We start from the raw sequence: 26,466 nt of genomic DNA, 5'->3' as shown, positions 1-26,466 counted from the left end.
TACAAAAAAGGCTTAGTGTACTCAACTCACTAAGCCTTTTCTTATTCGCTTATTAAAGAATTAAGCCATATCTTCGCTTAACTCAGCCATTTCATTTGCTTGTTGCTCGCATTTTGGGACAAACATCATCACCACAACCGCGGCCAATGTTGGTAGCATCCACGCCATACCGTAATCAAACAGCGGTAGGAAGTTTAATGCTGACATATCAATCCCCACAGCTTTTGCTGCATCAATCAAAGCAAACAATAAAGATAAACAAACTACAAAACGATATGCCAAAGCACGATTTGGCAAACGAGAACGAACGAGCGTTAAGAACACAATCGCAATCGCCACTGGATACAAGGCAAATAATACCGGCACAGATAACGCAATTAATTGAGTCAAACCAACATTTGCTACCAATGCACATACTGAACCAACAACAATAACCCATGCTTTATAGCTAATTGGTGTTAATGAACTAAAGTAATCAGCACAAGCTGAAATCAAACCTATTGAAGTAGTTAGACAAGCCAGTAATACGATTGTTGTGAGAACAAACTGACCTTCAGTACCAAATAGAGCCTGTACATAAACACTTAGAATTGCACCGCCATTATCAAGGCCGGCGGCAATACTGTTACTGGTCGCACCAAGATAGAACAATGAAATGTAAACCAGTGCTAAACCGCCAGCTGCAATAAACGCTGCATAAGTAACGTAACGAGTCACCGCGCGTTTATCGGTAATCTTTTTGCTACGTAAAGCTTCAATGATCAAAGTACCAAACATCAGCGAAGCAAAGGTATCCATAGTGTTATAACCATCAAGGAAACCCGTACTAAATGCATGTGTTGCATAGCGACCTTGCGCAGCCACAATATCGCCTTGAGGATTAATAAATACCATCACTGAAAGAATGATTAATCCTAAAAAAAGAACGGGAGTAAGCACTTTTCCAATTACATCTAATAGCTTACCTTGTGACCAAGCAAAACCCATCGCAATAGCAAAAAAGACGATAGAAAAAATAGTGAGATGTATTTGCGATGGCTCAGAGATAAATGGCTTCAACCCCATTTCATATGCCACAAGACCAGTACGAGGTGCAGCAAAAGCTGGACCGATGATAATGAAGAAAAGTACAGCAACAATTGTCGCCGCTTTTTTAGGTAAGTCTTGGGTCAATTTATCCCAACCGCCACCAACTAGCGCAATGGCAATAATTCCAAGTAAAGGCAAGCCTACCGCAGTGCTAAGAAAACCTAGCATAGTAGAAAACACTGATTCGCCAGCTAATTGACCAGCAAGTGGTGGAAAAATGATATTGCCAGCCCCTAAAAAGAACGCAAACAACATGAAGCCTAGGGCCCAAATATCGGTTATTTTTAACTTTTGGTTCAAAATAAACCCTTAATATAGTTGTAATGAATTGCATTTCAGGTGAACAACAAATAAAACTCCACCCGAATGTAAGGAGCAAGATAATGAAGAAATTAGAGCCAATGCGCAAGCAAGTAGCAATAGAACACCACAAAATAACAACATAAAAACACAAAAGCAGTGTTTATATCTACTCACAAGTATAATTTAAAGAATTTATCACTTAACAATATTAAAACAAAAAAGCCATAAGTAAGCATAAAAAACCATATCAAGACCATTAATTAGTCACTTAAGCCAAAAGTATTGATATTATGAATAAAACTAAAGACTTTCATTTAAAGCAATTCTCAATTTACGGTGGTCATGCGGGCATGGCGGTCAGTACCGATGGCATATTACTCGGTGCCTGGGCCAAAATATCCAACCACAGTTCAATATTAGACATTGGTACTGGTACTGGACTACTAGCATTAATGTGCGCCCAAAGAAGCCAAGAAAGTAAGATTATCGCAATTGATATTGATGATAATGCAATAAAAGCGGCGCAATATAATGTCGATAATAGCCCTTGGAGCAAAAGAGTTCAGGTTATCAAAACCGCTGCCCAGCAATTAAAATCAAACCAGTTATTTGATCATATTGTTTGTAACCCGCCTTATTTCAGTTCGGGCGCCACATCCGATTGGCAAGCCAGAGCAGCCGCACGCCACACTCATTCTTTACCGCATGGTGAATTACTTAACGCTTGTACTAAGTTATTAAAAACAACTGGTAGTGCGAGTTTTATTTTACCTAAAGCAGAAGGCGAAGCGTTTATTCAATTAGCTTTAGAGCAAGGCTGGTTTATAGAGCGACTCTGCCAAGTCAATACCACAAACCATAAACCCGGCTATCGACTATTATTTACCTTAACTCGCGAACAAACCGAATGTCACAATAGCCAATTAACGATTCGCCAAGCTGATGGCTATAGCAAATCATTTATTCAACTAACTCGCGATTTTTATCTCAAGATGTAGTAACGGTAATATACCCAAGTAACTCGCATCTTGCAGTCACTTGGGTATATAATGCGCGACCGTTTTCATAACCCCTGAACCTAAAGCCACACGGCTTGTTGGAGAAATGACGTGATCAGAACTTTTGCTGAACTCGATTTAGACCAAAACCTTATTGAAGCCATTGAAGAAATGGGCTTTGAGCGCCCGACTCAAATTCAGGCGGATGCCATTCCACAAGCGCTTGATGGCAAGGATGTCTTAGCGTCAGCTCCTACAGGTACTGGTAAAACTGCTGCATTTGCACTTCCTGCACTACAATTTTTACAAGATTTCCCACGCAAGAAAGCTGGCCCAGCTCGCGTATTAATCTTAACGCCAACTCGTGAGCTAGCAATGCAAGTGGCAGATCAAACTCGCGCACTGGCAAAAAATACAAATTTAAACATCTTTACCATTACTGGTGGCGTAATGTACCAAGAGCACGCTGATATTCTGGGTACTACTCAAGATATCGTTGTTGCAACGCCAGGCCGCTTAATGGAGTACATTGAAGCTGAACGTTTTGATTGTCGTGCGATTGAATGGCTGATCTTAGATGAAGCGGATCGCATGCTAGATATGGGGTTTGGTCCGGTTGTTGACCGTCTATCTGCAGAATGTCGCTGGCGTAAACAAACCCTGCTTTTCTCTGCAACCTTAGAAGGTCGTGGGGTTGAAGGCTTTACTAAAGATCTACTAAACAACCCCGTAAAAGTGGAAGCGGATCCTTCAAGACGCGAACGTAAGAAAATCACTCAATGGTATCATCGTGCTGACCACGCTGAACATAAACTAGCACTACTAAAAAACATTCTTACTGAGCAAGCTGAGCGCAGTATCATCTTTGTCAAAACTCGTGAACGCCTTGCTGAATTACGTGGCCAACTAGAAAGCGCACAAATCGTGTGTTCATGGATCCAAGGCGAAATGCCGCAAGACCGCCGAAACAACGCAATTCAACGTTTTCGTGATGGTGAAGTGAATGTATTAATTGCTACTGATGTAGCAGCACGCGGTATCGATTTACCCGATGTAAGTCATGTCATTAACTACGATATGCCAAGAACTGCCGACGTATACCTACACCGTATTGGTCGTACCGCTCGTGCCGGCAAAAAAGGCAATGCAATTTCTTTAATTGAAGCTCATGACCAGCCGATGATCGATCGCGTAATGCGCTACACCCAAGATGAAATCAAAGAGCGATACATTAAAGATCTTCGTCCACAGAGCAAAAAAGCAACCTTTAAGAAGAAGAAAAAGAAAGCACCTGCTGCTAAAAAGAAAGCAACAGTGAAAAAGAAGAAAAAGTAAGGGCTAGCAAAAAGGAGCGAATATTCGCTCCTTTTACGTTTTAATCAATAACAGCAACCTACTATGACTGCTCTTCTCGCTTAAACACCAGTTCCGTTTCCGTTGATTCTGCAGCAACAAAGTAATATCCAGCCGTATCAAATGCTTTTAGCGCATCCAAATCTTCTATTTTATTTTCAATGATGTAACGCGCCATCATACCGCGGGCTTTTTTCGCGTAGAAACTGATCACCTTGTAGGTGCCATTTTTGCAGTCTTTAAATACAGGGGTAATAATTTTACCTTTCACACCTTTAGGCTTCACCGCTTTAAAGTACTCATTCGACGCTAGGTTAATTAACCATTCATCGCCTTGTGCTTGTAACGCATCATTGACTTTATCAGTAATGATATCACCCCAGAACTGATACAGATTACTACCACGTGGATTTGCTAGCCTTGTCCCCATCTCTAAACGGTATGGCTGCATTAAATCAAGCGGTTTTAATAGCCCATACAAACCAGATAGCATTCTTAAATGAGACTGAGCATAGTCGATATCTGTTTCAGACAGACTATTCGCATCTAGTCCTGTATAAACATCACCTTTAAAAGCAAATAATGCCTGACGAGCATTCTCAAAACTAAATTCAGGACTCCATTGAGCAAAGCGAGCCACATTTAGCCCTGCAATCTTATCACTGACTTTCATTAAGCTAGACACATCCGCAGGCGTTAGCTGACGGCATACTTCAATTAACTCAGCAGAGTGCTTGGTTAAATCAGGTTGAGTGTGCTTTTGGGTAGGAAGGGAAGATTCGTAATCGAGTGTTTTTGCCGGAGAAACCAATATCAGCATATTCAATCCATGTGTTCTGAAATAATACTGGCCATTATAACAAAAAAGCCACGCATCGCTGCATGGCTTTTTCTATTAGTTGTATCGGTCAAAGCTATTTATCGAGCAATCTTATTACTTCGACTCTTTCCCCCATACGCCTTCTTCAATTTGAGAATGTAATTCAGGGAAATCTTTCGCATCAAATGTCGGTAACTTACCTTCATCTAATTGCTTGTTGTAGTCTTTCGCCAGTTTAATAACGATACCAGACAACAATAAGATAGCCACCAAGTTAACAATCGCCATCAAACCCATTGATGCATCAGCAAGAGACCATACCGTCGGTAGTGTCGCTAATGAACCAAACATCACCATACCAAGTACAATCACGCGGAAAATATTTTTAGCGTGACGAGACTTCTTAAAGATAAACACAATATTGCTTTCTGCATAAGAGTAGTTAGCAATAATTGATGTAAATGCAAAGAAGAAAATCGCGATAGCAACGAAAGTTTTGCCCCACTCACCAACTTGAGAGCTCAATGCGTTTTGCGTCAAGATGATACCAGTCACTTCACCATGTGGTACATATTCACCAGATAACAAAATGATCGATACTGTTGCAGTACAGATAACAATCGTATCAACAAACACACCTAGCATTTGCACATAACCTTGTGATGCTGGGTGTGGCGGATACGGCGTTGCCGCTGCCGCAGCATTTGGCGCAGAGCCCATACCTGCTTCGTTCGAGAACAAACCACGAGCAACACCAGTCTTAATCGCATTCATAATGGCGTAACCCACACCACCAGCTGCTGCTTCTTGTAAACCGAAAGCACTTTTGAAAATAAGCGCTAAAGCTCCAGGAACTTTATCTAGGTTCATCACAATAACAATCACAGCTAACACTAGGTAGAAGATAGCCATAATTGGCACTAGAATTTCGGCTGTACGGGCGATCTTACGGATACCACCAAAGATAACAAAACCAGAAAGCACAACCAGTACTCCACCTACCATTGCTTTATTCCAAGCAAAAGCGGTGTGCATCGCATCCGCAATCGAGTTTGATTGAACCGCGTTAAATACCAAGCCAAAAGCAATGATAAGGAAGATTGAGAATAAGATGCCCATCCAGCGCATACCTAGACCTTTCTCCATGTAGTAAGCCGGACCACCAATATAGTTACCGTCAGAACCTTTGGTTTTGTATAACTGAGCTAAAGTACTTTCTGCAAATGCGGTTGCCATACCAACCATAGCAATAATCCACATCCAGAAAATAGCACCTGGGCCACCAACGGTTAAAGCCACCGCCACACCCGCCATGTTACCAGTACCAACACGCGCAGCTAAGCTGGTACAAAATGCTTGAAAAGATGAAATACCAGATGCATCTGCTTTACGGCTGTTTTTCAGCACTGAAAACATGTGCGTAAAGTGGCGAAATTGAATAAGGCCAAGACGTACAGTGAAATACACACCAACGCCAACCAATAAGTAGACCAGAATAGATCCCCAAAGAAGATCGTTTAATAAAGCTATTAGATCCGTCACGCAAACCTCACCTAAATTAATGATTAATTTACCCTCACCATAAGAGTGAGCTCCCTCAACACTCAGGTCATTTGAGTGTCCACCTTGTCTCTTTATATATTCATTACTTTTATTATCTTTAAAGAAAAAGGCATATCAAAATACAATTTTAGTACTTAAAGTAAGGACCAAATTGATAATGACCGGCAGGATAATGCAGGGCTGCGCACTAAAAATCAATATCAAATTTTATTCATAGTTATGCATTATTACACTAGTTGATAGTAAGTTTTCAGTATATTTAAGCTGTTTTTTCACATTAAAGACAAACTTTTGACTATGTAATTTAAGAAATAAAAATCCAATTATTCACATTTGTTAAAAGCAGGTAAATAGTGTGAAGCCAAGAGTTAGTAAGGTCTCAACTCGAACACTTAAGCAATTATCGTTTGATTATTCAATTTAGATATCTAACCTTCAAGTCAAACAAACATATCGTTAACATCATTAACCTTAATGCAACCCGATACAGCTTAAACCTCCACTTTTTCCTGCAGAAATTATTTACTAAAAGGCGATTTTTTACTCAAAAATAAATCATGAATCAAGCAGCAGAATGACACAAAAGTTTCATCTTTTAGAAACAAATGAGAAATACATCAAGGTTAATCTCTTAAAAAGTGTGGTATCAATAAAGTCCTGAATAGGATTCAGTATCAACAAAGAGGGATTATAGATGGAAAGCTTCCAATTAGAAGACATCATGGCAATGGAACCAAACCCTTATCGCGCTCACAAGACCAAGCCAACTAAGAGAAAGTGGCGCGAGATTGAAGCGATTCAAGATAGACGCCAACTACAGAAGGAACTGAAAGAGCTGGATTACTTTGGCGAGTATAATTTAGAAGACCTTGATATTTAAAAGCCTATCATATTTAAACTTTGGATATTTAACTTCAACTGCGGGTAAGAGTGTTACAATAATAACCCTAACTCAATGATATAAAAATGATAAAAATATCGTTCAGGTATCTAGAGTTGATTATGTTCTCTCAATGCTGCAATTTAGGTATAAAGCAGACACGGCCTGAATGTGTCTGCTTTATTTTATACCCAAGTAACTGCAAGATGCAGAATTCACTTGGGTATACCACTAGCCATCCGACTTCATGTATTCAGACAGACGCTGGTATTCTTTATCAATACTTTGTCCAAATAGAGGGTCACTATCTTCACTACCCCACAACTTTTCAACCGCCAACCAATCCTGCTCAGTAAAATGACGCTTTAAGGTAGGTAAGATTTCGCGCTCTTCAAAATCTAAATGTTTTTTTTGCTGATGAATAAAATGCTCTAAGTGTTCGCGAAATACATCATTAGGAACCACGGTATCTTGCAGAACCATCTCCAGTAAATCAGCAAACCTTTTAGTCGTCTCCGATAAGTTTTTATGCTCCTCCAACAAATTGGCAATATTATTATTATCGCCATAATGCTCTAAGAAGTAATGATAGATAAGATCTTCCTTCGGATGATGTGTCATTTCCGAGTGCCGCTGAAGATAAGAAACAATATCATTAATAATCAAATAATTAATTGATTTTTCTTGTTTTAATAAATTTAACTTCTGGTCAAGAATAATCAGCAATCGCACCATATAACTGTGCTCACGACTTATAATATTTCCTAGCATGGCTCCCTCCTACCCAGTCAACTACCACCACTATAGGCGATACTTTTCCGGCGCTATTGTCCATGGTCAAATATTGTTCAATCAGTATAGCTCATGCTCATTTTCTGTGACTAAACTCAAATCAATTCAAATTGTTCATTTTGTTGCAAACTCACCGAAGCCCAATTTATTGGGGACTTTCCTTGCTGTAATAAAAGTATATTGGCTTGAGAAAAATGCCGACAACCAAAAAAACCACGATGGACAGAAAGAGGAGATGGGTGTGGAGCAGTCAAAATGTGGTGCTTAGATGCATCGATTGATACGCCTTTTTTCTGTGCATGAGCTCCCCATAATAAAAAAACCAACCCATTATGCTTTTTATTTAACTCTGCAATCACTTTATCTGTGAATTTTTCCCAGCCAGACTTAGCATGCGAATGAGCCTTACCTTGTTCAACCGTCAATACCGTATTCAACAACAACACACCTTGTTCAGCCCAAGACACCAAATTACCGTGATTGGGAAGAGTAAAACCTTCGATATCTTGTACCAACTCTTTATACATATTAAGTAAAGAAGGAGGCGTTTTAATTCCAGGTTGTACCGAGAAAGCTAATCCATGCGCTTGATTAGGCCCATGGTAAGGATCTTGTCCTAGTATCACCACTTTCACTTGATCAAATGGTGTATGGTCAAACGCTGAAAAAACCAGACTATCATCAGGGTATATGTTTTTACCTTGAGAACGCTCAGTCGCAACAAAGCTTTCAAGAAGCTTAAAGTAATTTTGTTTTTTTTCATTTTCGATCACATCAGCCCACGTTGACATCATTCACCTTCTACTATTTCTTTGAGTTTATTTTGTCATTGTATCGCGAGGAGAGTACAAGGGCGAACGAACGACAGCGACCCGTGATTTCGTAGTAAATTAACCACACACCTAAAGTTAAATTATTTTTTATAATTTAAAATAATATTGTAAACCATTATTTTTTTTAGTTTTCTTGATTTACAGCAAAAAAACACACCAATAATGAAATCTAAATTTGGCATTTAATTGATTTAAATCAATATTAATTTTGTGGTTATTAAGTATATAATGGCGTCATCAATTAGTTCGAAAATAACATCATATTTAATTCCACTTAGGTGGCAAAGGAGATGGGCATGATCCAAGGTATCCAAATTACTAAAGCTGCAAACGACGACTTACTAAACTCTATCTGGCTACTAGATAGCGAAAAAAATGAAGCACGTTGTGTTGCTGCTGAAACAGGCTTTGAAGCAGATCAAGTTGTTGCTGCAGATTCTCTAGGCGACATAGAATACCGTGAAGTAAAAATTGAAACTGCACCACGTATCGAAGGTGGCCAACACCTAAACGTAAACGTTCTTTCTCGCGAGACACTAGAAGATGCCGTTGCTAACCCAGAAAACTACCCACAGTTAACTATCCGTGTTTCTGGCTACGCAGTACGTTTTAACTCATTAACTGCTGAGCAACAACGCGACGTTATTGCCCGTACATTTACTGAGTCTATGTAATAACGATTTTCGGGTTTACGTTTCTCGTAGCTCGGAATTCATATAAATAAAAAAGCTCAAAAGAATTTAACCTCTTTTGAGCTTTTCTTTTTCGAGTGACTAGTAACGAGCTTTCGAGCTACGGTTAACCCTGCACTCTTCTCAACACTTCTTTTAGCAAATCAAAATCTGCCGCAAGGTCTTCAGAAAGCAATTCCATCGCACCGTGTTTTGCTAGTGGCCCTGGAACGTCAATATCTGTATCAAGTATCTCATCAACCACTTCTTTAAATTTAGCCGGATGCGCAGTGCATAGGAATAAACCAGTTTCTCCCTCTTGGAGCTGTTGAGTCAAAACTCGATAAGCAATCGCACCATGCGGCTCACATAAATAACCAAGATTATTCAGCTCAACCACTGATTCAGCACTTTCTGTATCAGTCACCATGCCTTTGCCTAGTGTATCTAACCCCCAACCTTTAATACGGCAAAGTTCTTCAATACGCGGCCAGTTATTCGGTTGACTAACATCCATCGCGTTAGAAGTCGTCGCGACGGTTGGTTTAGGTTCCCACTTACCCGTTTCAAGGTAACGAGGTACCGTATCATTGGCATTGGTTGCCGCAATAAAACGCTTGATCGGTAGCCCTAAAGCTTTAGCAAGTAGACCTGCGGTTAAGTTACCAAAGTTACCACTAGGTACTGAAATGACTAAATTATCGCGCTCAGCTTTAGTCATTTGAGCAGCGGCTTCAAAGTAGTAGCAAATTTGTGCCATTAAACGGCTGATGTTGATTGAGTTAGCGGAGTTAAGGCCAATTTCTTCACGCAACGCTTGATCATCAAAAGCTTGTTTCACCAATGATTGGCATGCATCAAAGTCACCATCAATCGCCACAGTGTGAATATTGCCACCTAGGGTACAAAATAATTTTTCTTGTAATGGGCTGATCTTTCCTTTTGGATACAAGATCACCACATTAATATTTTCCATACCATAAAAAGCATGGGCAACGGCAGCACCAGTATCACCGGAAGTCGCTGTTAATATTGTGATTTTTTGTCCCTTGTCAGCAGTGACAGCCGCCAAAGATTGCGCCATGAAACGGCCGCCAAAATCTTTAAAAGCCAACGTCGGACCATGGAAAAGCTCTAGAGCGTAAACGCCATCTTTGACTGATTTAATCGGGGCTGGAAATTGAAAAGCTGCCGACACCAGTTGATTCACCTGCTCAGCAGTTAGTTCATCGCCAATTAATGCCGATAAAATCTTACTACTACGGCTAATAAAATCTTCCGCTAATAGTGATTCGATATCATCAAACTTAGGTAATTCTGATGGGAAAAATAACCCTTGATTACGACCTAGACCTTGACGTACTGCTTGGCCAAAAGAGACCTGCTCATCATTTTCTTTTATATTGTACAACTTCATAATTCACTTCCTGTTACTCTCGAACCTTCCTTGTCTAAACGACAAATATGCACGAAACCTTCATCATTTTGTATGTAATTTTCATTTAACCAATGTGCGACTCGTTCTGCCACATCTTTCTTACTACAAATAGTAAATAGTGTTGGACCCGAACCGGAAATACCGCAGGCTAATGCGCCCGCTGACATCGCGTATTGACGAGCATCTGCAAAACCTGGCAACAACTTAGCGCGATAAGGTTCTGCAATCACATCTTTAATCAGTTTGGCTGCGAGCTCTGGTTGCCCTGAATGACACGCATGAATAAATCCACCAAGGTGACGACCATGAGCAATAATATCTTGGCGACGATATTGAGAAGGTAAAATAGAGCGAGCTTCGGCTGTAGACACTTTAATTCCCGGATAAGCCATTACCCAATACCAATCATCAAAACAAGGCACTTCTTGACTGATAATACCAAGCTCTTCCAGCATGAGCTGCAAGCCACCTAGGTAGCAAGGCGCAACATTATCATAGTGAATACCACCAGAAATTTGCCCTTCCATCTCACCCATTAATGCCAGCAATTCCATTTCATTTAATGGTTGCTGATGAAAACGGTTTAACGCATCTAATGCCGCCACAATAGAACAAGCACTAGAGCCTAAACCTGAGCCAATCGGCATGTTTTTTTCTAGTGTCATTTCCAGTGGTAATAAAGGAATGTTTTTCTTTTCCAATTCACGGGCAAACACTTGCCAACAATGGTAGACAATATTCTCTTTCGGGTCAGTTGGAAGCTTCGCGACAAAGCTTCCTGCGGTTTTTAAATCAAATGATGCATCCGATGGTTTAACTAAAACTCGGTCACCAAGTAAAGTACCATCAATCGGTGATACTGCAGCGCCAAGAACATCAAAGCCAACACTGACATTACCGATTGAGGCAGGTGCATACACTGCGACACTTTGAGGTTGAGACATTGACATAATTAAACTCCTAATTTCCAACCTAAAGTACGCATCACATCAGAGAACACACCAGCTGCCGTCACTTGAGTCCCTGCGCCATAACCGCGCAACACCAATGGAATTGGTTGATAATAACGACTATAAAAAGCCAGCGCATTCTCGCCATCTTTAATTTTGTACATAGGATCGTTTTCATCCACCGCTATCATTTTCACTTTACATTGGCCGTCTTCAATCGTACCGACATAACGTAATACTTTACCTTCTTGAGCGGCTTTTTCTGAAAGGTCTGCAAAGTACGCATCCGCTTGTGGCAATCGCTCCATAAACTCAGCAATACTACCCGAGTCATCAAAACCAGGTGGTAATGCTTGTTCGACAATGACATCATCCAACTCAAGTTCCATACCAGCTTCACGAGCAAGGATCAGCAATTTACGCGCAACATCCATGCCAGAAAGATCATCACGAGGATCCGGTTCAGTAAAGCCATTTTCATTCGCGATATTCGTCGCTTGGCTTAGTGTCATACCTTCATCTAACTTGCCAAAAATATAAGATAAGGATCCTGATAAAATACCATTAAATTTCTCTAATTCATCACCAGCTGAGATCAAGTTTTGCAAGTTCTCAATAACTGGTAAGCCCGCGCCTACTGTTGTTTCATACATCAATTTACGTCGAGTGCTTCTAGCCGTTTCTCGTAGTTGATGGTAGTAACTCATGCTCGCAGTATTGGCTTTCTTATTAGGAGTCACCACATGGAAACCCGCAGCTAAGAAATCAGTGTATTGATTGGCGATAGATTCACTAGAGGTACAATCGACTAATACCGGGTTAATGATGTGATTACGCTGTACCAAAGCGATCATGCGCGCTAGGCTGAACTCTTCACTTGCATGTGCCATTCGCTCACGCCAATTTTCTAGCGGTAAACCATCGCTATCTAGCAATAAGCCTTTCGAATTTGCCAAGCCACACACTCGAATTACAATGCCTTTTTCCGCCAATTTGGCCTGTTGACGCTCGAACTGATCCACCAGCTCACCACCAACGCCACCAATACCGACCACGAATACATCGAGAAAATGCTTAGAATTGAATAGATTTTCATGACACGCTTTGATAGCAACTGAAATTTTATCTTCTGGAATTACCGCTGAAATCGCTCGCTCAGAAGAGCCTTGAGCAATGGCCACGACATTAACATTCACTTCTGCCAATGAAGCAAAGAACTGCGAAGCTACACCACGAGCAGTACGCATTTTGTCGCCAACTAAGGTTACAATCGCAACATCATCTGTAAACTCAATAGGATCAAGCAATCCATCTTTTAGCTCCAGTTCAAACCCCTCTTGTAAGGCCTGCTCTGCTTTATCTTTATCTTGCGCTTCAATACAAAAGCTAATGCTGTATTCCGATGATGATTGAGTGATCAGAACAATAGAAACACCAGAAGTCGACATTGCGCCAAATACGCGGCTCGCCATGCCAACCATCCCTTTCATCCCTGGGCCTGAAACATTGACCATTGTCAGTTGGCTTAAGGTGGTAATTCCCTTAATCGCAAGGTTATCTTCTCCAGTGTCTTGACCGATTAAGGTGCCTGCGCCTTGAGGATTAAAGCTATTTTTGATTAAACAAGGGATTTGAAATTGTGCTATAGGAGCGATGGTTTTAGGATGAAGTACTGAAGCGCCGAAATAAGATAACTCCATTGCCTCTTGATAGCTTAGCGATTTCAATAACCGTGCATCTTCAACTAATCTAGGATCACAGTTATAAACGCCGTCTACATCTGTCCAGATTTCACAACAATCGGCACGTAGACAAGCTGCCAGTACCGCAGCAGAGTAGTCAGAACCATTACGGCCAAGAGTGACCAATTCGCCCTTAGCATTACCAGCAGTAAAGCCTGGCATGATATTGATATGACCCGCGGGTAGCGGTTTACGTTGGAAATTTCCTGTAGAAATATCCACATCCACCATAGCTTCTAAATGATCACCTTTAGCAAATAAATACTCAACTGGATCAATTAAGCTCGCTAACTTACCTTTCGCCTCGATGACCGCTTTCATTAATTGAATAGAAATACGCTCACCTTTACTGATGATTCGAGCATTGACATGATCTGGGCACATTCCCAATAGCGCCATACCGTGCACATATTGGCGAAGTTGTTTCATTGAGGTCTTAACTTGAGTATCAAACGCTAAGTATTCTAACCCTGAAACTTGCTGTTTGATTTGCTCAAAAAGATCATAAAATGATTGTTCTAAATCGTTAATTAATAACTCGGCTTCACCATTTTTCAGTGTGTTTTCAATCACTGCAACCAATTTATTGGTCGTTTTACCTGGCGCAGAAAGCACCACAGCTAAATCTTCTTGTTGAGCATTATTAATAATAATATCTGCTGCCCTTAAAAATCGGTCAGCATCGGCCAGTGAAGACCCTCCAAATTTTAGTACTCGCATCCCTTCCTCCAAAATTTCACATCTAAATTTGCATAAAAAAAGGCCTGTATCTGGTGGGATACAGGCCTTTTTTTGAAAACTTTCGCTTACCAGCCTGCCCCAACATTAATGGTGTCGGTAATAATTGAGGTCATAATAATGGTGCTGGTTAAAAACGTCATCGTCTATGTCTTATTTGCTATCAACTATCTCTACATTTACCGATTTAAAGGCAAAGAGTCAATGAAAAGTTACTTTTATTCTCATTTTGCTCAAAAATACAGACCAAAGACACAAAATAGTTATCTCTCATTTAGAGCATCCTATCTTACCTCTGAATAAAATCGTCATTTATAGAATAACGATCACTGAGATTTAACATTCTTCTTTCAAACTGATTGATGCAAATCAACAAACCGAGAATTAGGCTATATTCACTTATTGTTAGCAAGCTGTTAAGACTGTAGACTCAAATACATAATCAACAACTCAGCTGCTATTTCTATTTTTATCTATATTGAAGCAGTGTTTGTAGACTGTTTAACTGCTAATGACTATCGTGATGTAAATAAAGTTGCTAGCAAAATGTTATTTTTATCTAGAATTAATATACTCAAAGTAATTGGAATTGCATTGAGACGACAAGTGAATGAGACCCATACGCATAGCTAGCCTATGACTTTCTTTGATAAAGAGATAGAGGGTGAATAAACACTGTCAACAAAAATGCGACTTCAAGTACGAAGAGTATAAACCATTTAAAGTCATGATTTAGGTACTCCTATGCATACCCCACAAATTCTTATCGTTGAAGATGAACAAGTCACACGCAATACGCTAAAGACTATTTTTGAAGCAGAAGGATATACTGTTTTTGAGGCCATTGATGGCGATAACATGCACCAGATTTTGTCCGAAAATTCAATTAACTTGGTGATTATGGATATCAACCTACCAGGTAAAAATGGCCTACTCCTGGCTCGTGAACTAAGAGAACAAGCGAATGTTGCGCTTATGTTCTTAACCGGTCGCGATAACGAAGTTGATAAAATCTTAGGTTTAGAAATTGGTGCAGATGACTATATTACAAAACCATTTAATCCTCGTGAATTAACGATTCGTGCTCGCAACCTACTACAACGCTCTATGCACAGTGGTGGTACTCAAGAAGAGAAGCGTACAGTTGAAAAATATGAGTTCAACGGCTGGGTACTTGATATAAATAGTCGCTCATTAATTAATCCTATGGGTGAAAGCTACAAGCTACCACGTTCTGAATTCCGTGCATTACTGCACTTCTGCGAGAATCCAGGCAAAATTCAAACTCGAGCCGATTTATTGAAGAAAATGACAGGCCGTGAATTGAAACCACACGACCGTACTGTTGATGTGACGATTCGTCGTATTCGTAAGCACTTTGAATCCATCGCGGATACCCCTGAAATCATCGCGACTATTCACGGTGAAGGCTATCGTTTCTGCGGTGAACTCAGCGAATAATCTCGTCGAAGTTAAGAACCAATCTAAAGGCCTCGCAGCCTCTTTAATAAAAAGAGACTGCGAGGCCTTTTATTTTATGAGTACTGCTCTATCCATGCCTTTAAGGTATGGATATCTTGTTGGTAATATTGATTCATTTTATCAACCCAGCCAGCGACATTTTTTCGCCATTCCTCTGCATCTGGTGTTTGAGCTAGTTGAGCAAGTTGCTGAATTCGTTGTAAACCAACCGAGCCCGCTGCACCTTTTATTTTATGGGCTTCAGAAACTAAGTTCTCATCATCGCCCAGCTTTAGGTACTGATTAAGTTGCTGCATATAATCAGGAATAGTTTGCTCAAACATCAGTAGGCTATCTAAAACAGGCTGCTTGCCAACAATATCAAGATAAGAGATCAACATTTCAGTATCAATCACCGACAGTTGATTTTCCTCTTGTTGACTCATCACTTCAGTATTTGGCGAGTTTACTGCTATTTTAGGGATAGATTTATTTCCTGAAGCTTTATCTTCATCCACTCTACCTCCAAAAAAATTGCCAATGACCCGATTAATATCTTTAATCGATAATGGCTTACTAATTGCGTCATCCATGCCTTTTTCAAGGTATTCTTGCTTATTTTTCATAACATTGGCAGTCAATGCGACTAATGGTGGCAGTTGCGAATAAGTACGTCGAAGCTGCTGAGCAATATCAAAGCCGGTCATATCGGGCAGTTGAATATCTAAAAATATCAAATCATAATCTTCTGGATTAAAGCATCTAAGCGCCTCTTCTCCAGACATCGCCACTTCAAGACTATGCCCTAGGTTTTCTAATACTGAGCGGGCTACAGTGACATTAAGCTCAATATCTTCCACCATAAAAATACGTAAACTCGGTTGATATTCCACATGACCAATAGCTTCTTCTATTTGCGTGATTGGCACACAAATTGATACGACAAAGGTACTACCAAACCCTAATTCACTTGAGACACTAATTTCGCCTCCCATACGATGAGCAAACTCTTGAGAAACCGCTAGTCCAATACCGGTACCTACTGCATGTAAGTTATCTTTACCTGACTTCACTTGATAGTACATCCCAAAGATATTATCAATTTCATGTTCAGGAATACCGATACCTGTATCTTCAATTTCAAACTCTATATTGGCAACATCCCCGTCCACATCAGCACTAACATTTATGGTCACACCACCTTGCTTGGTGAACTTCATCGCATTGTTAACTAAATTCCACAACACTTGGCGTAATCGAGTTGCATCCACCATAATCGCTGGCGGAATATCGGTTAGGCGATCGAGCTCAAACGTTAGTCCTTTTTGTTCAGCCATTAAACAAGAAATTGTTTCAATGTCAGTTATAAAGCTATGGAAGTCGGTTGCAGTAGGAAGAAGCTCTAGTTCTTTACGATCAAACTTATCAAGATCAATTACATCATTAAATATATGCCCTAAGGTTATGGCACTGATATTAATTGTCTGCATGTACTGTCGCTGCTCTTGATCTAACTTCGTATCTAGTAATATGCGACTTAACCCGACAATACCGTTTAAAGGCGTTCTTAGTTCGTGGCTGATAGTTGAAATAAACTTGGTTTTATCTTGGCTAGCTTTAAGTAGTGCATCTTGATAAGCCTTACGATCGGTAATATCTCGCCCAAAGCCCACCAAGCCAAGTAATTGGTTTGACTTGTTATAAAACGGTAATTTACGGAATGCAAAGTACGCTTTTTTACCATCAGGGTACTCAAGCCACAGATCGTAGGCCAACTCTCGGTTCTCTAGAAAAACCGTTTTATCCGTTTCTTCTACTTGCTGATGGGTCGAATTATCTTTATATACATCGTATATCGATAACCCCACTAATTCAGATTCTGTTAATCCAACTAATTCTTCAAAAGCACGGTTACAACCAGAAAACAAACCATCTGTATTACGGTAATAAATAAGATCAGGTGAAGCATCCAAAAAAGAGCGTAATAAAGCAGTACGTTCAGCCAACTCTACTTGTGCTCTTTCTCGTTGATAAACCTCATTTTCAAGATCTTGCATAACCTCTAAACGAGCTTCTTCTGCTTTCTTTCTTTCATTAATCTCTTGATTCAACTTATATATATTATTTTGCAGCTCTATATTTAATTGTTGATCGCGTTGACGCATATCTTTCAACTTATCGACCATTTTAGTTAAACGCTGGCGAGACTCTTCAAGCTGATCGACCACAACCGTTAAGAAATACACCGCCCAAGGAGTAATTAATAAACCAAAAAATACCGAGCGGATAATTACGATATTCTCTATGTGTCCAATCAACACTAGACTGACGACCGCTTGCAGCAAAACAGAAAAGCACACTAACGCCAAGGCCAATAACATAGAGAATTTAACCATTCCCAATTTAACCAATAAATCTACATAGTATTGGGCAAGGTTTTTTAACACATTCATAATGAAGTCTGATCTCCTGAACTAGCTTGTAGAGAAGAATGTAAGGTTTTAAGCTGAGTTTGATTTTTCCCGCTCAACTTAGCAGCATCAAGCGCTTGACGAGCTGCTTCAACAATAGACAATGCACTTAAATCCTTTCGAGGAATTCCACTGGCGACACCAACATTTATCGAGAAGCATTCCGATACAGAGGAAGTCCCATGCTCAATATTAAGTTGAGCAATAGTTTGATGGATCTTATCTGCCAGCAATAAACAGGCAGGTGCTTGAGTTTCGGGTAAAAGAAGCAAAAATTCACCTTCAAAATCACCAACTGCAAGCAAGTCGGCACCTCTTTGAATCACTTCTTTTAATGTTTTAGCAATAACCACCAATAACTCAGGGCTAGTTTGCTCTCTATCATGTGCTTGTTCACAATGATTAATATTCACATAGCAAATCATAACGGTTAAAGGCGATTTTTGACGTAACTGCAGTTGCCAAACTGCCTGTAGTTGGCTGTAAAAATATCGAGTATTGGGGATTTTTAACTTTTGATCAAAGTGGCTTAGTTCTTGTAGTTCTTCATTTGCTTTAGCTAATTTTTGCTTAACTAAAAAGTGCTCGGTAACATCTCTAGCAATTAATAAACAGCCTGTATTTTCAGTAAAGGGCTCTGTATAAGGCGATTTTAATACATCATACCAGGTAGGCTCACCATCAATATTTGTTACCTTATCAATAAAGTGAAGCGTCTGTTTTTCTTCTAGAACTTTAGCGTCTGTCGCAGCAAATCGTTTGGCGATCTGTGATGGCAAAACTTCATCGAGGCTATGGCCTATAATATCTTCGGTTTTTGCTATGCCTAAGGAGTCTGCGTATGCCTGATTACAGGCTTCATGAATGCGATTTTGATTAAACACCGCAATCGGATCGGGTGAGGCGCGTAGGATAGACTGTAGTAAGGTCTCACTCCTAGCGAGATCAAGTTCCATAACACGTCGTTTATCCATTTCGTCTGAATAAGATTGTTGAGTATAATACCAATCGGAAACATCATGACTAATTCCAATCACCGCCTTCACACTATCATCTTCAGATATTATTGGTATAAGGTGAGTTTCAAGTAAGCAACTATCCCCATTAGGATCTGTCGTCCACCGCGGATATGAACCTGCTCCATTGGTGATATTAATATCTTCAGCGGCAACCCCTTCGTTTTTTCTATTCAACCAAAATCTATCATAGGCTCGATTGGTAAATAGCATTTCACCATCTACAGATTTAATGAAGATATGCTCTGACAGGCAATTTAACGCTTCTAAAATTAATGGAAGGTTGCTATCACGCTCGACATATTGAGATTTAGTGGCATGGACAACCAACGTTTTACGTCCCCGATAGTGAGCAGAGTGCTGAGTAAAGTGAATTGAGGGTTTATTGGTATCCGATATTTCCCAATCTTGATGCGGATTAATTCGTGCAGCATCAAGTATAGATAGTAACTGTTGAGAAGAAATTCGAGCGGGAAGTAAAAAGCGTAGCCCTACTTGGCGTATTGATAACTGCTGCATTGCCTTACGGTTTGCATCAACTACCACACCAGTATGAGCTTCCACCAAAAATATCGCAGTAGGCGCATCTTTAATAGAAAAGACTAACTCTACTCGGCGAGTATGATGAACATAATAAAGCACCACTAAAAATAATAGGATAAGCAGAGCATCTAGTGCAAAGCTACGCTCCAGCAACGAAAACCACTCCATGTTCCACCATATCGCTTCAGAATTAACTCACATATATTACAAGCAAATAGGTTGCTTGTGGTGGATAGTTTCACATTTCAACCGTAAAACTGTCTTTAATTAAAAATACTTATGTCTATAGTTCTTTATACTGTAGTAATGATTCAACTCCCTTCAAGTCAACGAGCAAACAAAATAAATAAAAATTCAAAAAAACAGCATATTTTCTACATGATAGTCAACCTATAGTCTTTTAATATGCAAATTTCGAAAAAAAATTAATCATTTTTGTGTAACTTTCGTTGGAATTACATAGTACAAAAATGTAGGATGGGGGCACGATGCTGTGTTTTTCGTGATAGATGTCACGTCAATATTTAGGAATAAATCGCTAGCATTCCCTTGAAAGGAAGAATAAAAAACCACTAGTGTTTCGTATTACTTCCCAAAGGAACTAAGAAATAACTTTTTCGCAAATAGTTTTCTGCGAATAATTGAAAGGAATCGCACTTACTAGACCGAGCAATGTCAGTAAGGAAGATTATAAGTACATAAAAGGACAAAGTAGCCATGTCGATAAGCATAGACGCTGATTCGCTAAGCTGCCATTTAACTTGGAAGGATGTATCTATGGTAAGTAGAGAGCAAAGTACACAAGGATTGTACACTCCTGAGCTGGAGCATGATGCCTGTGGGATCGGTTTTGTTGCTCACTTAAAAAACCGTAAATCTCACGCTGTGGTAACACAGGCGCTGGATATGCTAGCCCGCATGGAACACCGAGGTGGTCAAGGTTGTGACCCTTGTAGTGGCGATGGTGCAGGTATCTTACTGCAAAAGCCTCATGAATTTCTTTTAGAAGAAGCCGTCAAACTCGGTATCAAACTCCCATCATTTGAAAAATATGGTGTTGGTGTTGTTCTATTCCCTAAAGATGAACATAAACGCCAACAATGCCGCGATATTCTAGAGCGTAACGCTAAGCGCCTTGATCTTGAAATTTTAGGCTACCGTGTTTTACCTGTTGATAATTCAATGATCGGCGAAGATCCGCTCAGCACCGAACCTCAGTTCGAGCACGTTTTCATTTCTGGTGGCCCGAGCATGGATCCAGCAGAGCTTGAGCGTAAACTTTATGTACTACGTAACTACACGGTTCGAGTATGTCTTGAGTCCGTGTCTAACATTGGCGATGATTTCTATATAAACTCATTGTCCTACAAGACTTTGGTGTATAAAGGCCAGCTCACTACAGATCAAGTTCCTCAATACTTCTTAGATCTACAAAACCCAACTATGGTGACGGCGTTAGCACTTGTGCACTCTCGCTTTTCAACCAACACATTCCCGAGATGGCGTCTTGCGCAACCATTCCGTTATATTGCTCACAATGGTGAAATTAACACTGTGCGCGGCAACTTAAACTGGATGAAGGCACGTGAAGCCATTCTAGAATCAAACCTATTCTCAAAAGCCGAAATCGACATGCTACTGCCGATTTGTTCAGAGAATGGTTCAGATTCATCTAACTTTGATATGGCATTAGAGCTGCTAGTTCTTTCTGGCCGTAGCTTGCCACACGCTTTAATGATGCTGATTCCTGAAGCATGGCAAGAAAATAAAAACATGGATCCAGCCCGTCGTGCATTCTACCAATACCATGCCAACATCATGGAACCTTGGGATGGCCCGGCTTCTGTTTGTTTCACCGATGGTGTTCAAGTAGGTGCAACCCTAGACCGTAACGGTTTACGTCCTTCTCGCTATACCGTAACCAAAGATGATTTCTTAGTGATGGCATCAGAGTCTGGCGCAGTTGAAATCGCACCAGAGAACATTGAATACCGTGGCCGCTTACAACCAGGTCGTATCTTTGTTGCCGATCTCGAACAAGGTCGTATTATTTCTGATGAAGAAGTAAAAGAGAGTATTGCTACCGCTAAGCCTTATGAGCAATGGGTTCAAGACAACCTACTCACTCTAAAAACTCTGCCTGATGCCGATAACATGCATCACCAACCTTCTCCTGCTCGCTTACTACAACATCAACAAGCGTTTGGTATTACTAGCGAAGAAGTAAACGACATCATTCATGTGCTCGCAGAAACGGGTTATGAACCACTGATGTCAATGGGTGCAGACTGGCCATTAGCAATATTGTCACACCAATCTCAGCACTTATCACACTACTTCAAGCAGCTATTTGCTCAGGTAACTAACCCACCAATCGATCCGATTCGTGAGCGCATGGTTATGTCACTTAACACCTACCTAGGTCGTGACCATAACCTGCTAACTGAAACGCCTGAACACTGTCGAAAAGTAGAGTTAGAGTCACCTGTTTTATCTAATGCAGAGCTTGAGAAACTACGTGCGATCGATAATGAGCACTTGCAAGCTAAAACATTAGACATCGTTTTCCGTGCCACCGAAGAGCCAGGTAAACTAGAGCGCGCCCTAAAACGTATTTGCCAATATGCAGAAGATGCAGTGGTAGATGGTTACTCGATTATTCTCTTAACCGATCGTGCAACTAACTCTAACCACGCGGCAATTCCAGCCATGTTGGCAGTTGGTGCGGTGCATCACCACCTAATCCGTAAAGGTTTACGTGCTAAATGTGACATCGTGATCGAAACAGGTGATGCTCGTGAGACACATCACTTTGCAACTCTAGTCGGTTACGGTGCCAATGCGGTTAACCCGTACTTAGTGACTGAAACGATCGTTGATCTTCAGAAGAAGAAAAAACTCGATCCTGAGATCCCAACTGAAGACTACTTCAATAACTACCGTAAAGGCATCAATGCTGGCTTATTGAAGATTTTCTCTAAAATGGGTATTTCCACACTGCAGTCGTACCATGGTGCGCAAATTTTTGAAGCGCTTGGTATCAGTAAGTCTGTGGTTGATAAATACTTCACAGGTACTGTGTCTCGTATTCAAGGTTTAACCATTGACGATATCGCACGAGAAGTGTTGATCCGTCACCGCGTGGGCTACCCAACGCGTGAAATACCAATTCAAATGTTAGATGTGGGTGGGGTTTACCAGTGGAAACAACGTGGTGAAAAACACCTGTTCAACCCTGAAACTATTTCATTGTTGCAACAATCGACTCGTAATAAAGATTACGCGCAATTTAAGCAATACGCTAAAACTGTTGATGATCAAGGTGATAACGCAGCAACACTACGTAGTCAGCTAGATTTCATCAAAAACCCAGCAGGCTCAGTACCACTTGAAGAAGTTGAGCCAATTGAGAATATTCTGAAACGCTTTGCCACAGGTGCAATGAGTTTTGGTTCTATTTCTTACGAAGCTCACTCAACCCTAGCGGTTGCGATGAACCGTATTGGAGCTAAGTCAAACTCTGGTGAAGGTGGTGAAGATCCAATTCGCTTTGAGAAAAAGGACAATGGTGACTGGGAACGTTCGGCAATCAAACAGGTTGCTTCAGGTCGTTTCGGCGTAACCTCTTACTACCTAACTAACGCTGATGAGCTGCAAATCAAAATGGCTCAAGGTGCGAAACCTGGTGAAGGTGGTCAGCTACCAGGTGATAAAGTGGATGATTGGATCGGTGCGACTCGTCACTCGACTCCAGGAGTCGGTTTAATTTCACCACCACCGCATCATGATATTTACTCTATCGAAGACTTAGCTCAGCTTATCTACGATCTGAAAAATGCTAACCGTGACGGCCGTGTTAACGTCAAGCTAGTATCAGAAGCTGGTGTGGGTACCATTGCATCAGGTGTTGCCAAAGCAAAAGCGGATGTGGTTCTAATCGCAGGCTTTGATGGTGGTACGGGTGCATCACCTATGTCTTCAATCCGTCACACTGGTTTACCGTGGGAACTTGGCCTAGCTGAAACGCACCAAACCCTACTGAAAAACGGCCTACGTAACCGTATCGTTGTTCAGTCTGATGGTCAGATGAAAACACCTCGTGACCTTGCTGTCGCTACACTACTTGGTGCAGAAGAATGGGGCGTAGCAACCGCAGCACTAGTGGTTGAAGGCTGTATCATGATGCGTAAGTGTCACAAAAACACTTGCCCAGTTGGTATTGCAACACAAAACAAAACCTTGCGTGAGCGCTTTGATGGCCGCGTAGAAGATGTCGTGACTTTCTTCCAATACATGGCAGAAGGTTTACGTGAAGTAATGGCAGAACTTGGTTTCCGTACTATCGATGAAATGGTTGGTCAATCTCACAAACTCAAAGTACGTGATGATATCCAACACTGGAAATATAAGAACCTCGATCTTAGCCCTGTATTACATATTCAACCGCCTCGTGCTGAAGATGGTATCTACAATCAGAAACCTCAAAATCACGGATTAGAAGCGGTATTGGATCGTAAGTTAATTGAAGCGGCTCAACCTGCTTTAACTAAAGGTGAAGCGGTAGAGGCTCTCTTCCCTATTATCAATACCGACCGTAGTACGGGTACTATGCTGTCGAATGAAATTTCGAAAGTATATAAAGACCAAGGTCTACCAAAACCAATGAACGTTAAGTTCACCGGTTCTGCTGGTCAGTCATTCGGTGCTTTCCTTGCTAAAGGCGTTAAGTTTGAAGTGGAAGGCGATGCCAATGACTATTGGGGTAAAGGTCTATCAGGCGGTACATTAGTACTCTACCCTGATCGCCGTTCGACAGTAGTTGCTGAAGATAACATCGTAGTTGGTAACGTATGTTTCTACGGTGCAACGTCAGGTCAATCCTTTATCCGTGGTATGGCTGGTGAACGTTTCTGCGTTCGTAACTCTGGCGCACACGTAGTCGTTGAAGGCGTTGGTGACCATGGTTGTGAGTACATGACTGGTGGTTCAGCGATTATCCTTGGCTCAACAGGTCGTAACTTTGCTGCTGGTATGAGTGGCGGTGTGGCTTATGTTTGGGATAAAGATGGTGACTTCGATAAGAAGCTCAACCCAGAGTTAGTGGATGTCGATCCAATTGAAGCTGAAGATAAAGCGTTCATTAAAGATATGCTGACCAAGCATGTTGAGTACACTGGAAGTACAGTGGCGCAAAACTTCTTAGCTGATTTTGAAAACAACCTAGCAAGCTTGGCAAAAGTTATGCCTCGTGATTACAAAGCTGTATTGCAAAAGCGCAAACAAGCCGCAAACAAGGAAGAGTTGGAGGCCGTCAATGGGTAAGCCTACTGGATTTTTAGAGCACGGACGTGAACTACCGAAAAAAGTCGATCCGAGTGTTCGTATACAAGACAATAAAGAGTTCGTACTCGATGAGGAGTTTGGTGAAAAAATCAATACTCAAGCTTCTCGCTGTATGGATTGTGGAGTGCCGTTTTGTCATAGCGGCTGCCCAATTGGGAACATCATTCCTGAATTTAACGATGCGGTATACCGTGATAGCTGGGAAGAGGCTTGGAATATTCTAAGCAGCACCAATAACTTCCCAGAATTTACTGGTCGCGTGTGTCCTGCACCATGTGAAACTGCTTGTGTACTGGGTATTAACCAAGACCCTATTACGATTTGTAATATCGAGAAAAACATTGCTGAGCGCGCCTATAAAGAAGGCTTTGCTAAAGCACGTAAACCTCGTAAACGCACAGGAAAAACCATTGCGATTGTCGGTTCTGGCCCTGCTGGTTTATCAGCTGCAGAACAGCTCAATGCCGCGGGCCACTCAGTGACCGTATTTGAGCGTGATGAAAAAGTCGGTGGTTTGCTACGCTTTGGCATCCCTGACTTTAAACTCAGCATGGACGTCATCGACCGTAAAATTGACTTGATGGCAGAAGCTGGCGTTAAATTTGAAGTTAATGCTCATATTGGCGTTAACATCAATGCTCAGCAATTGCGTCAAGAATTTGATGTAATACTGCTTACCGGTGGTTCTACGGTTCCTCGTGATTTACCAATTCCGGGCCGCGACTTAAAAGGCGTCCATTTTGCGATGGAATTCCTAGGTCAAAACAACCGCCGCGCTAACAACATGGATCTAAAAGGTGAAGAAATTCATGCTAAAGATGACCATGTTGTGGTTATCGGTGGTGGTGATACCGGCTCTGACTGTGTAGGTACTTCTAACCGTCATGGTGCAGCAAGCATTACTCAAGTAGAAATCATGCCGATTCCACCGGAGCAACGCCCAGCTAACCAACCTTGGCCTCAATATCCAATGATCATGAAAACCACCACTTCTCACGAAGAAGGTTGTGAGCGTCATTGGAACATTTTGACTAAAGAGTTTATCGGCGATGAAAACGGTAATGTAAAAGAATTACGCATTGCAGACATTGTATGGGATGACGCCAAACCAGGTGAACGCCCAGGATTTAAAGAAGTGGAAGGCTCTGAGCGAGTCATTCCATGTACCAAAGCTTTCTTAGCTATGGGCTTCTTACATCCAGAGCCAAGCGGCGTACTTGCCCAATTGGACATCAAACTTGATGATCGAGGCAATGTCGCAGCCGAAGGTTACGCCACCAATCAAAAAGGTGTGTTTGCTGCAGGTGATATGCGTACCGGTCAATCACTGGTTGTTCGCTGTATCAATGAAGGTCGTGAATGTGCTCGTGCTGTGGATGCTTACCTAATGGGTAACTCACACCTCGAAGCAAGAGCCGATTCTTTGATGAAATCAGCGTAAGCAACTCAATAATATGATACC

17 protein-coding genes and 1 other annotated feature are annotated in these 26,466 nt (G+C 41.1%); of the genes, 7 read left to right on the top strand and 10 right to left on the bottom strand.

The window, feature by feature from the left end; genetic code table 11:
* Positions 1-60 precede the first annotated feature (60 nt).
* A complete protein-coding gene (gene brnQ / locus QQJ93_RS15520) occupies positions 61-1,389 on the bottom strand; it encodes a branched-chain amino acid transport system II carrier protein (protein ID WP_089124823.1) in 1,329 nt (442 codons plus the stop codon).
* A 293-nt stretch (positions 1,390-1,682) separates the two neighbouring features.
* On the opposite strand from brnQ, the gene QQJ93_RS15515 reads away from it, so the two are divergent.
* Both QQJ93_RS15515 and srmB read left to right on the top strand, forming a co-directional pair.
* On the top strand, positions 1,683-2,390 hold the full coding sequence (locus QQJ93_RS15515; RefSeq protein ID WP_089124824.1) for a tRNA1(Val) (adenine(37)-N6)-methyltransferase: 708 nt from the start codon (positions 1,683-1,685) through the stop codon (positions 2,388-2,390).
* A 111-nt stretch (positions 2,391-2,501) separates the two neighbouring features.
* On the top strand, positions 2,502-3,725 hold the full coding sequence (gene srmB / locus QQJ93_RS15510; RefSeq protein WP_089124825.1) for an ATP-dependent RNA helicase SrmB: 1,224 nt from the start codon (positions 2,502-2,504) through the stop codon (positions 3,723-3,725).
* A gap of 61 nt (positions 3,726-3,786) precedes the next feature.
* On the opposite strand, the gene yaaA is transcribed toward srmB, so the two are convergent.
* Positions 3,787-4,563, bottom strand: a complete 777-nt coding sequence (gene yaaA / locus QQJ93_RS15505) for a peroxide stress protein YaaA (protein ID WP_089124826.1) — start codon at positions 4,561-4,563, stop codon at positions 3,787-3,789.
* Between the two features lie 114 nt (positions 4,564-4,677).
* Positions 4,678-6,105, bottom strand: coding sequence for an alanine/glycine:cation symporter family protein (locus QQJ93_RS15500; RefSeq protein WP_089124827.1), 1,428 nt, complete (start codon positions 6,103-6,105; stop codon positions 4,678-4,680).
* Positions 6,106-6,820: 715 nt separating this feature from the next.
* Between QQJ93_RS15500 and QQJ93_RS15495 the strand changes: the two genes are divergently transcribed.
* Positions 6,821-7,006, top strand: a complete 186-nt coding sequence (locus tag QQJ93_RS15495; RefSeq protein WP_027696258.1) for a DUF3545 family protein — start codon at positions 6,821-6,823, stop codon at positions 7,004-7,006.
* A gap of 231 nt (positions 7,007-7,237) precedes the next feature.
* Here QQJ93_RS15495 and QQJ93_RS15490 read toward each other — a convergent pair whose 3' ends face one another.
* Entirely contained in the window at positions 7,238-7,777 is a 540-nt protein-coding gene (locus QQJ93_RS15490) for a hemerythrin domain-containing protein (protein WP_089124828.1), read from the bottom strand.
* A 116-nt stretch (positions 7,778-7,893) separates the two neighbouring features.
* Positions 7,894-8,592: a uracil-DNA glycosylase gene (gene ung, locus QQJ93_RS15485; RefSeq protein WP_431313599.1), complete on the bottom strand. Its 699-nt coding sequence runs from the start codon at positions 8,590-8,592 to the stop codon at positions 7,894-7,896.
* A 335-nt stretch (positions 8,593-8,927) separates the two neighbouring features.
* Between ung and grcA the strand changes: the two genes are divergently transcribed.
* A complete protein-coding gene (gene grcA / locus QQJ93_RS15480; RefSeq protein WP_089124830.1) occupies positions 8,928-9,305 on the top strand; it encodes an autonomous glycyl radical cofactor GrcA in 378 nt (125 codons plus the stop codon).
* A 124-nt stretch (positions 9,306-9,429) separates the two neighbouring features.
* Here the strand turns inward: grcA and thrC are convergent, their stop codons facing one another.
* From thrC to thrA, 3 genes are read right to left on the bottom strand one after another with little or no spacing between them, the layout of a single operon-like run.
* A complete protein-coding gene (thrC, locus tag QQJ93_RS15475; RefSeq protein ID WP_089124831.1) occupies positions 9,430-10,719 on the bottom strand; it encodes a threonine synthase in 1,290 nt (429 codons plus the stop codon).
* Positions 10,716-11,684, bottom strand: coding sequence for a homoserine kinase (gene thrB / locus QQJ93_RS15470; RefSeq protein WP_089124920.1), 969 nt, complete (start codon positions 11,682-11,684; stop codon positions 10,716-10,718). The genes thrC and thrB overlap by 4 nt, the downstream gene beginning before the upstream one ends.
* Before the next feature lie 8 nt (positions 11,685-11,692).
* Complete coding sequence (gene thrA / locus QQJ93_RS15465) at positions 11,693-14,152, bottom strand: bifunctional aspartate kinase/homoserine dehydrogenase I (protein ID WP_089124832.1); 2,460 nt, start codon at positions 14,150-14,152, stop codon at positions 11,693-11,695.
* Positions 14,153-14,185: 33 nt separating this feature from the next.
* Positions 14,186-14,309 (bottom strand) — a sequence feature (Thr leader region).
* A gap of 605 nt (positions 14,310-14,914) precedes the next feature.
* On the opposite strand from thrA, the gene arcA reads away from it, so the two are divergent.
* Positions 14,915-15,631: a two-component system response regulator ArcA gene (gene arcA, locus QQJ93_RS15460; protein ID WP_089124833.1), complete on the top strand. Its 717-nt coding sequence runs from the start codon at positions 14,915-14,917 to the stop codon at positions 15,629-15,631.
* 74 nt (positions 15,632-15,705) lie between these two features.
* Here arcA and arcB read toward each other — a convergent pair whose 3' ends face one another.
* Positions 15,706-18,084, bottom strand: a complete 2,379-nt coding sequence (arcB, locus tag QQJ93_RS15455) for an aerobic respiration two-component sensor histidine kinase ArcB (RefSeq protein ID WP_089124834.1) — start codon at positions 18,082-18,084, stop codon at positions 15,706-15,708.
* Positions 18,081-19,829, bottom strand: coding sequence for a PAS domain-containing protein (locus QQJ93_RS15450; protein ID WP_089124835.1), 1,749 nt, complete (start codon positions 19,827-19,829; stop codon positions 18,081-18,083). Before QQJ93_RS15450 ends, arcB begins: the two co-directional genes overlap by 4 nt.
* 609 nt (positions 19,830-20,438) lie before the next feature.
* On the opposite strand from QQJ93_RS15450, the gene gltB reads away from it, so the two are divergent.
* A complete protein-coding gene (gltB, locus tag QQJ93_RS15445; RefSeq protein WP_089124836.1) occupies positions 20,439-24,983 on the top strand; it encodes a glutamate synthase large subunit in 4,545 nt (1,514 codons plus the stop codon).
* Complete coding sequence (locus QQJ93_RS15440) at positions 24,976-26,445, top strand: glutamate synthase subunit beta (protein WP_089124837.1); 1,470 nt, start codon at positions 24,976-24,978, stop codon at positions 26,443-26,445. Before gltB ends, QQJ93_RS15440 begins: the two co-directional genes overlap by 8 nt.
* Positions 26,446-26,466 lie beyond the last annotated feature (21 nt).

Origin of the sequence: Vibrio algivorus, from assembly GCF_030161215.1 — a bacterium.
Lineage (GTDB): Bacteria > Pseudomonadota > Gammaproteobacteria > Enterobacterales > Vibrionaceae > Vibrio > Vibrio algivorus.
The sequence above is the reverse complement of the archived record's forward strand: the minus strand, read 5'-3'. Positions and strand labels throughout refer to the sequence as shown.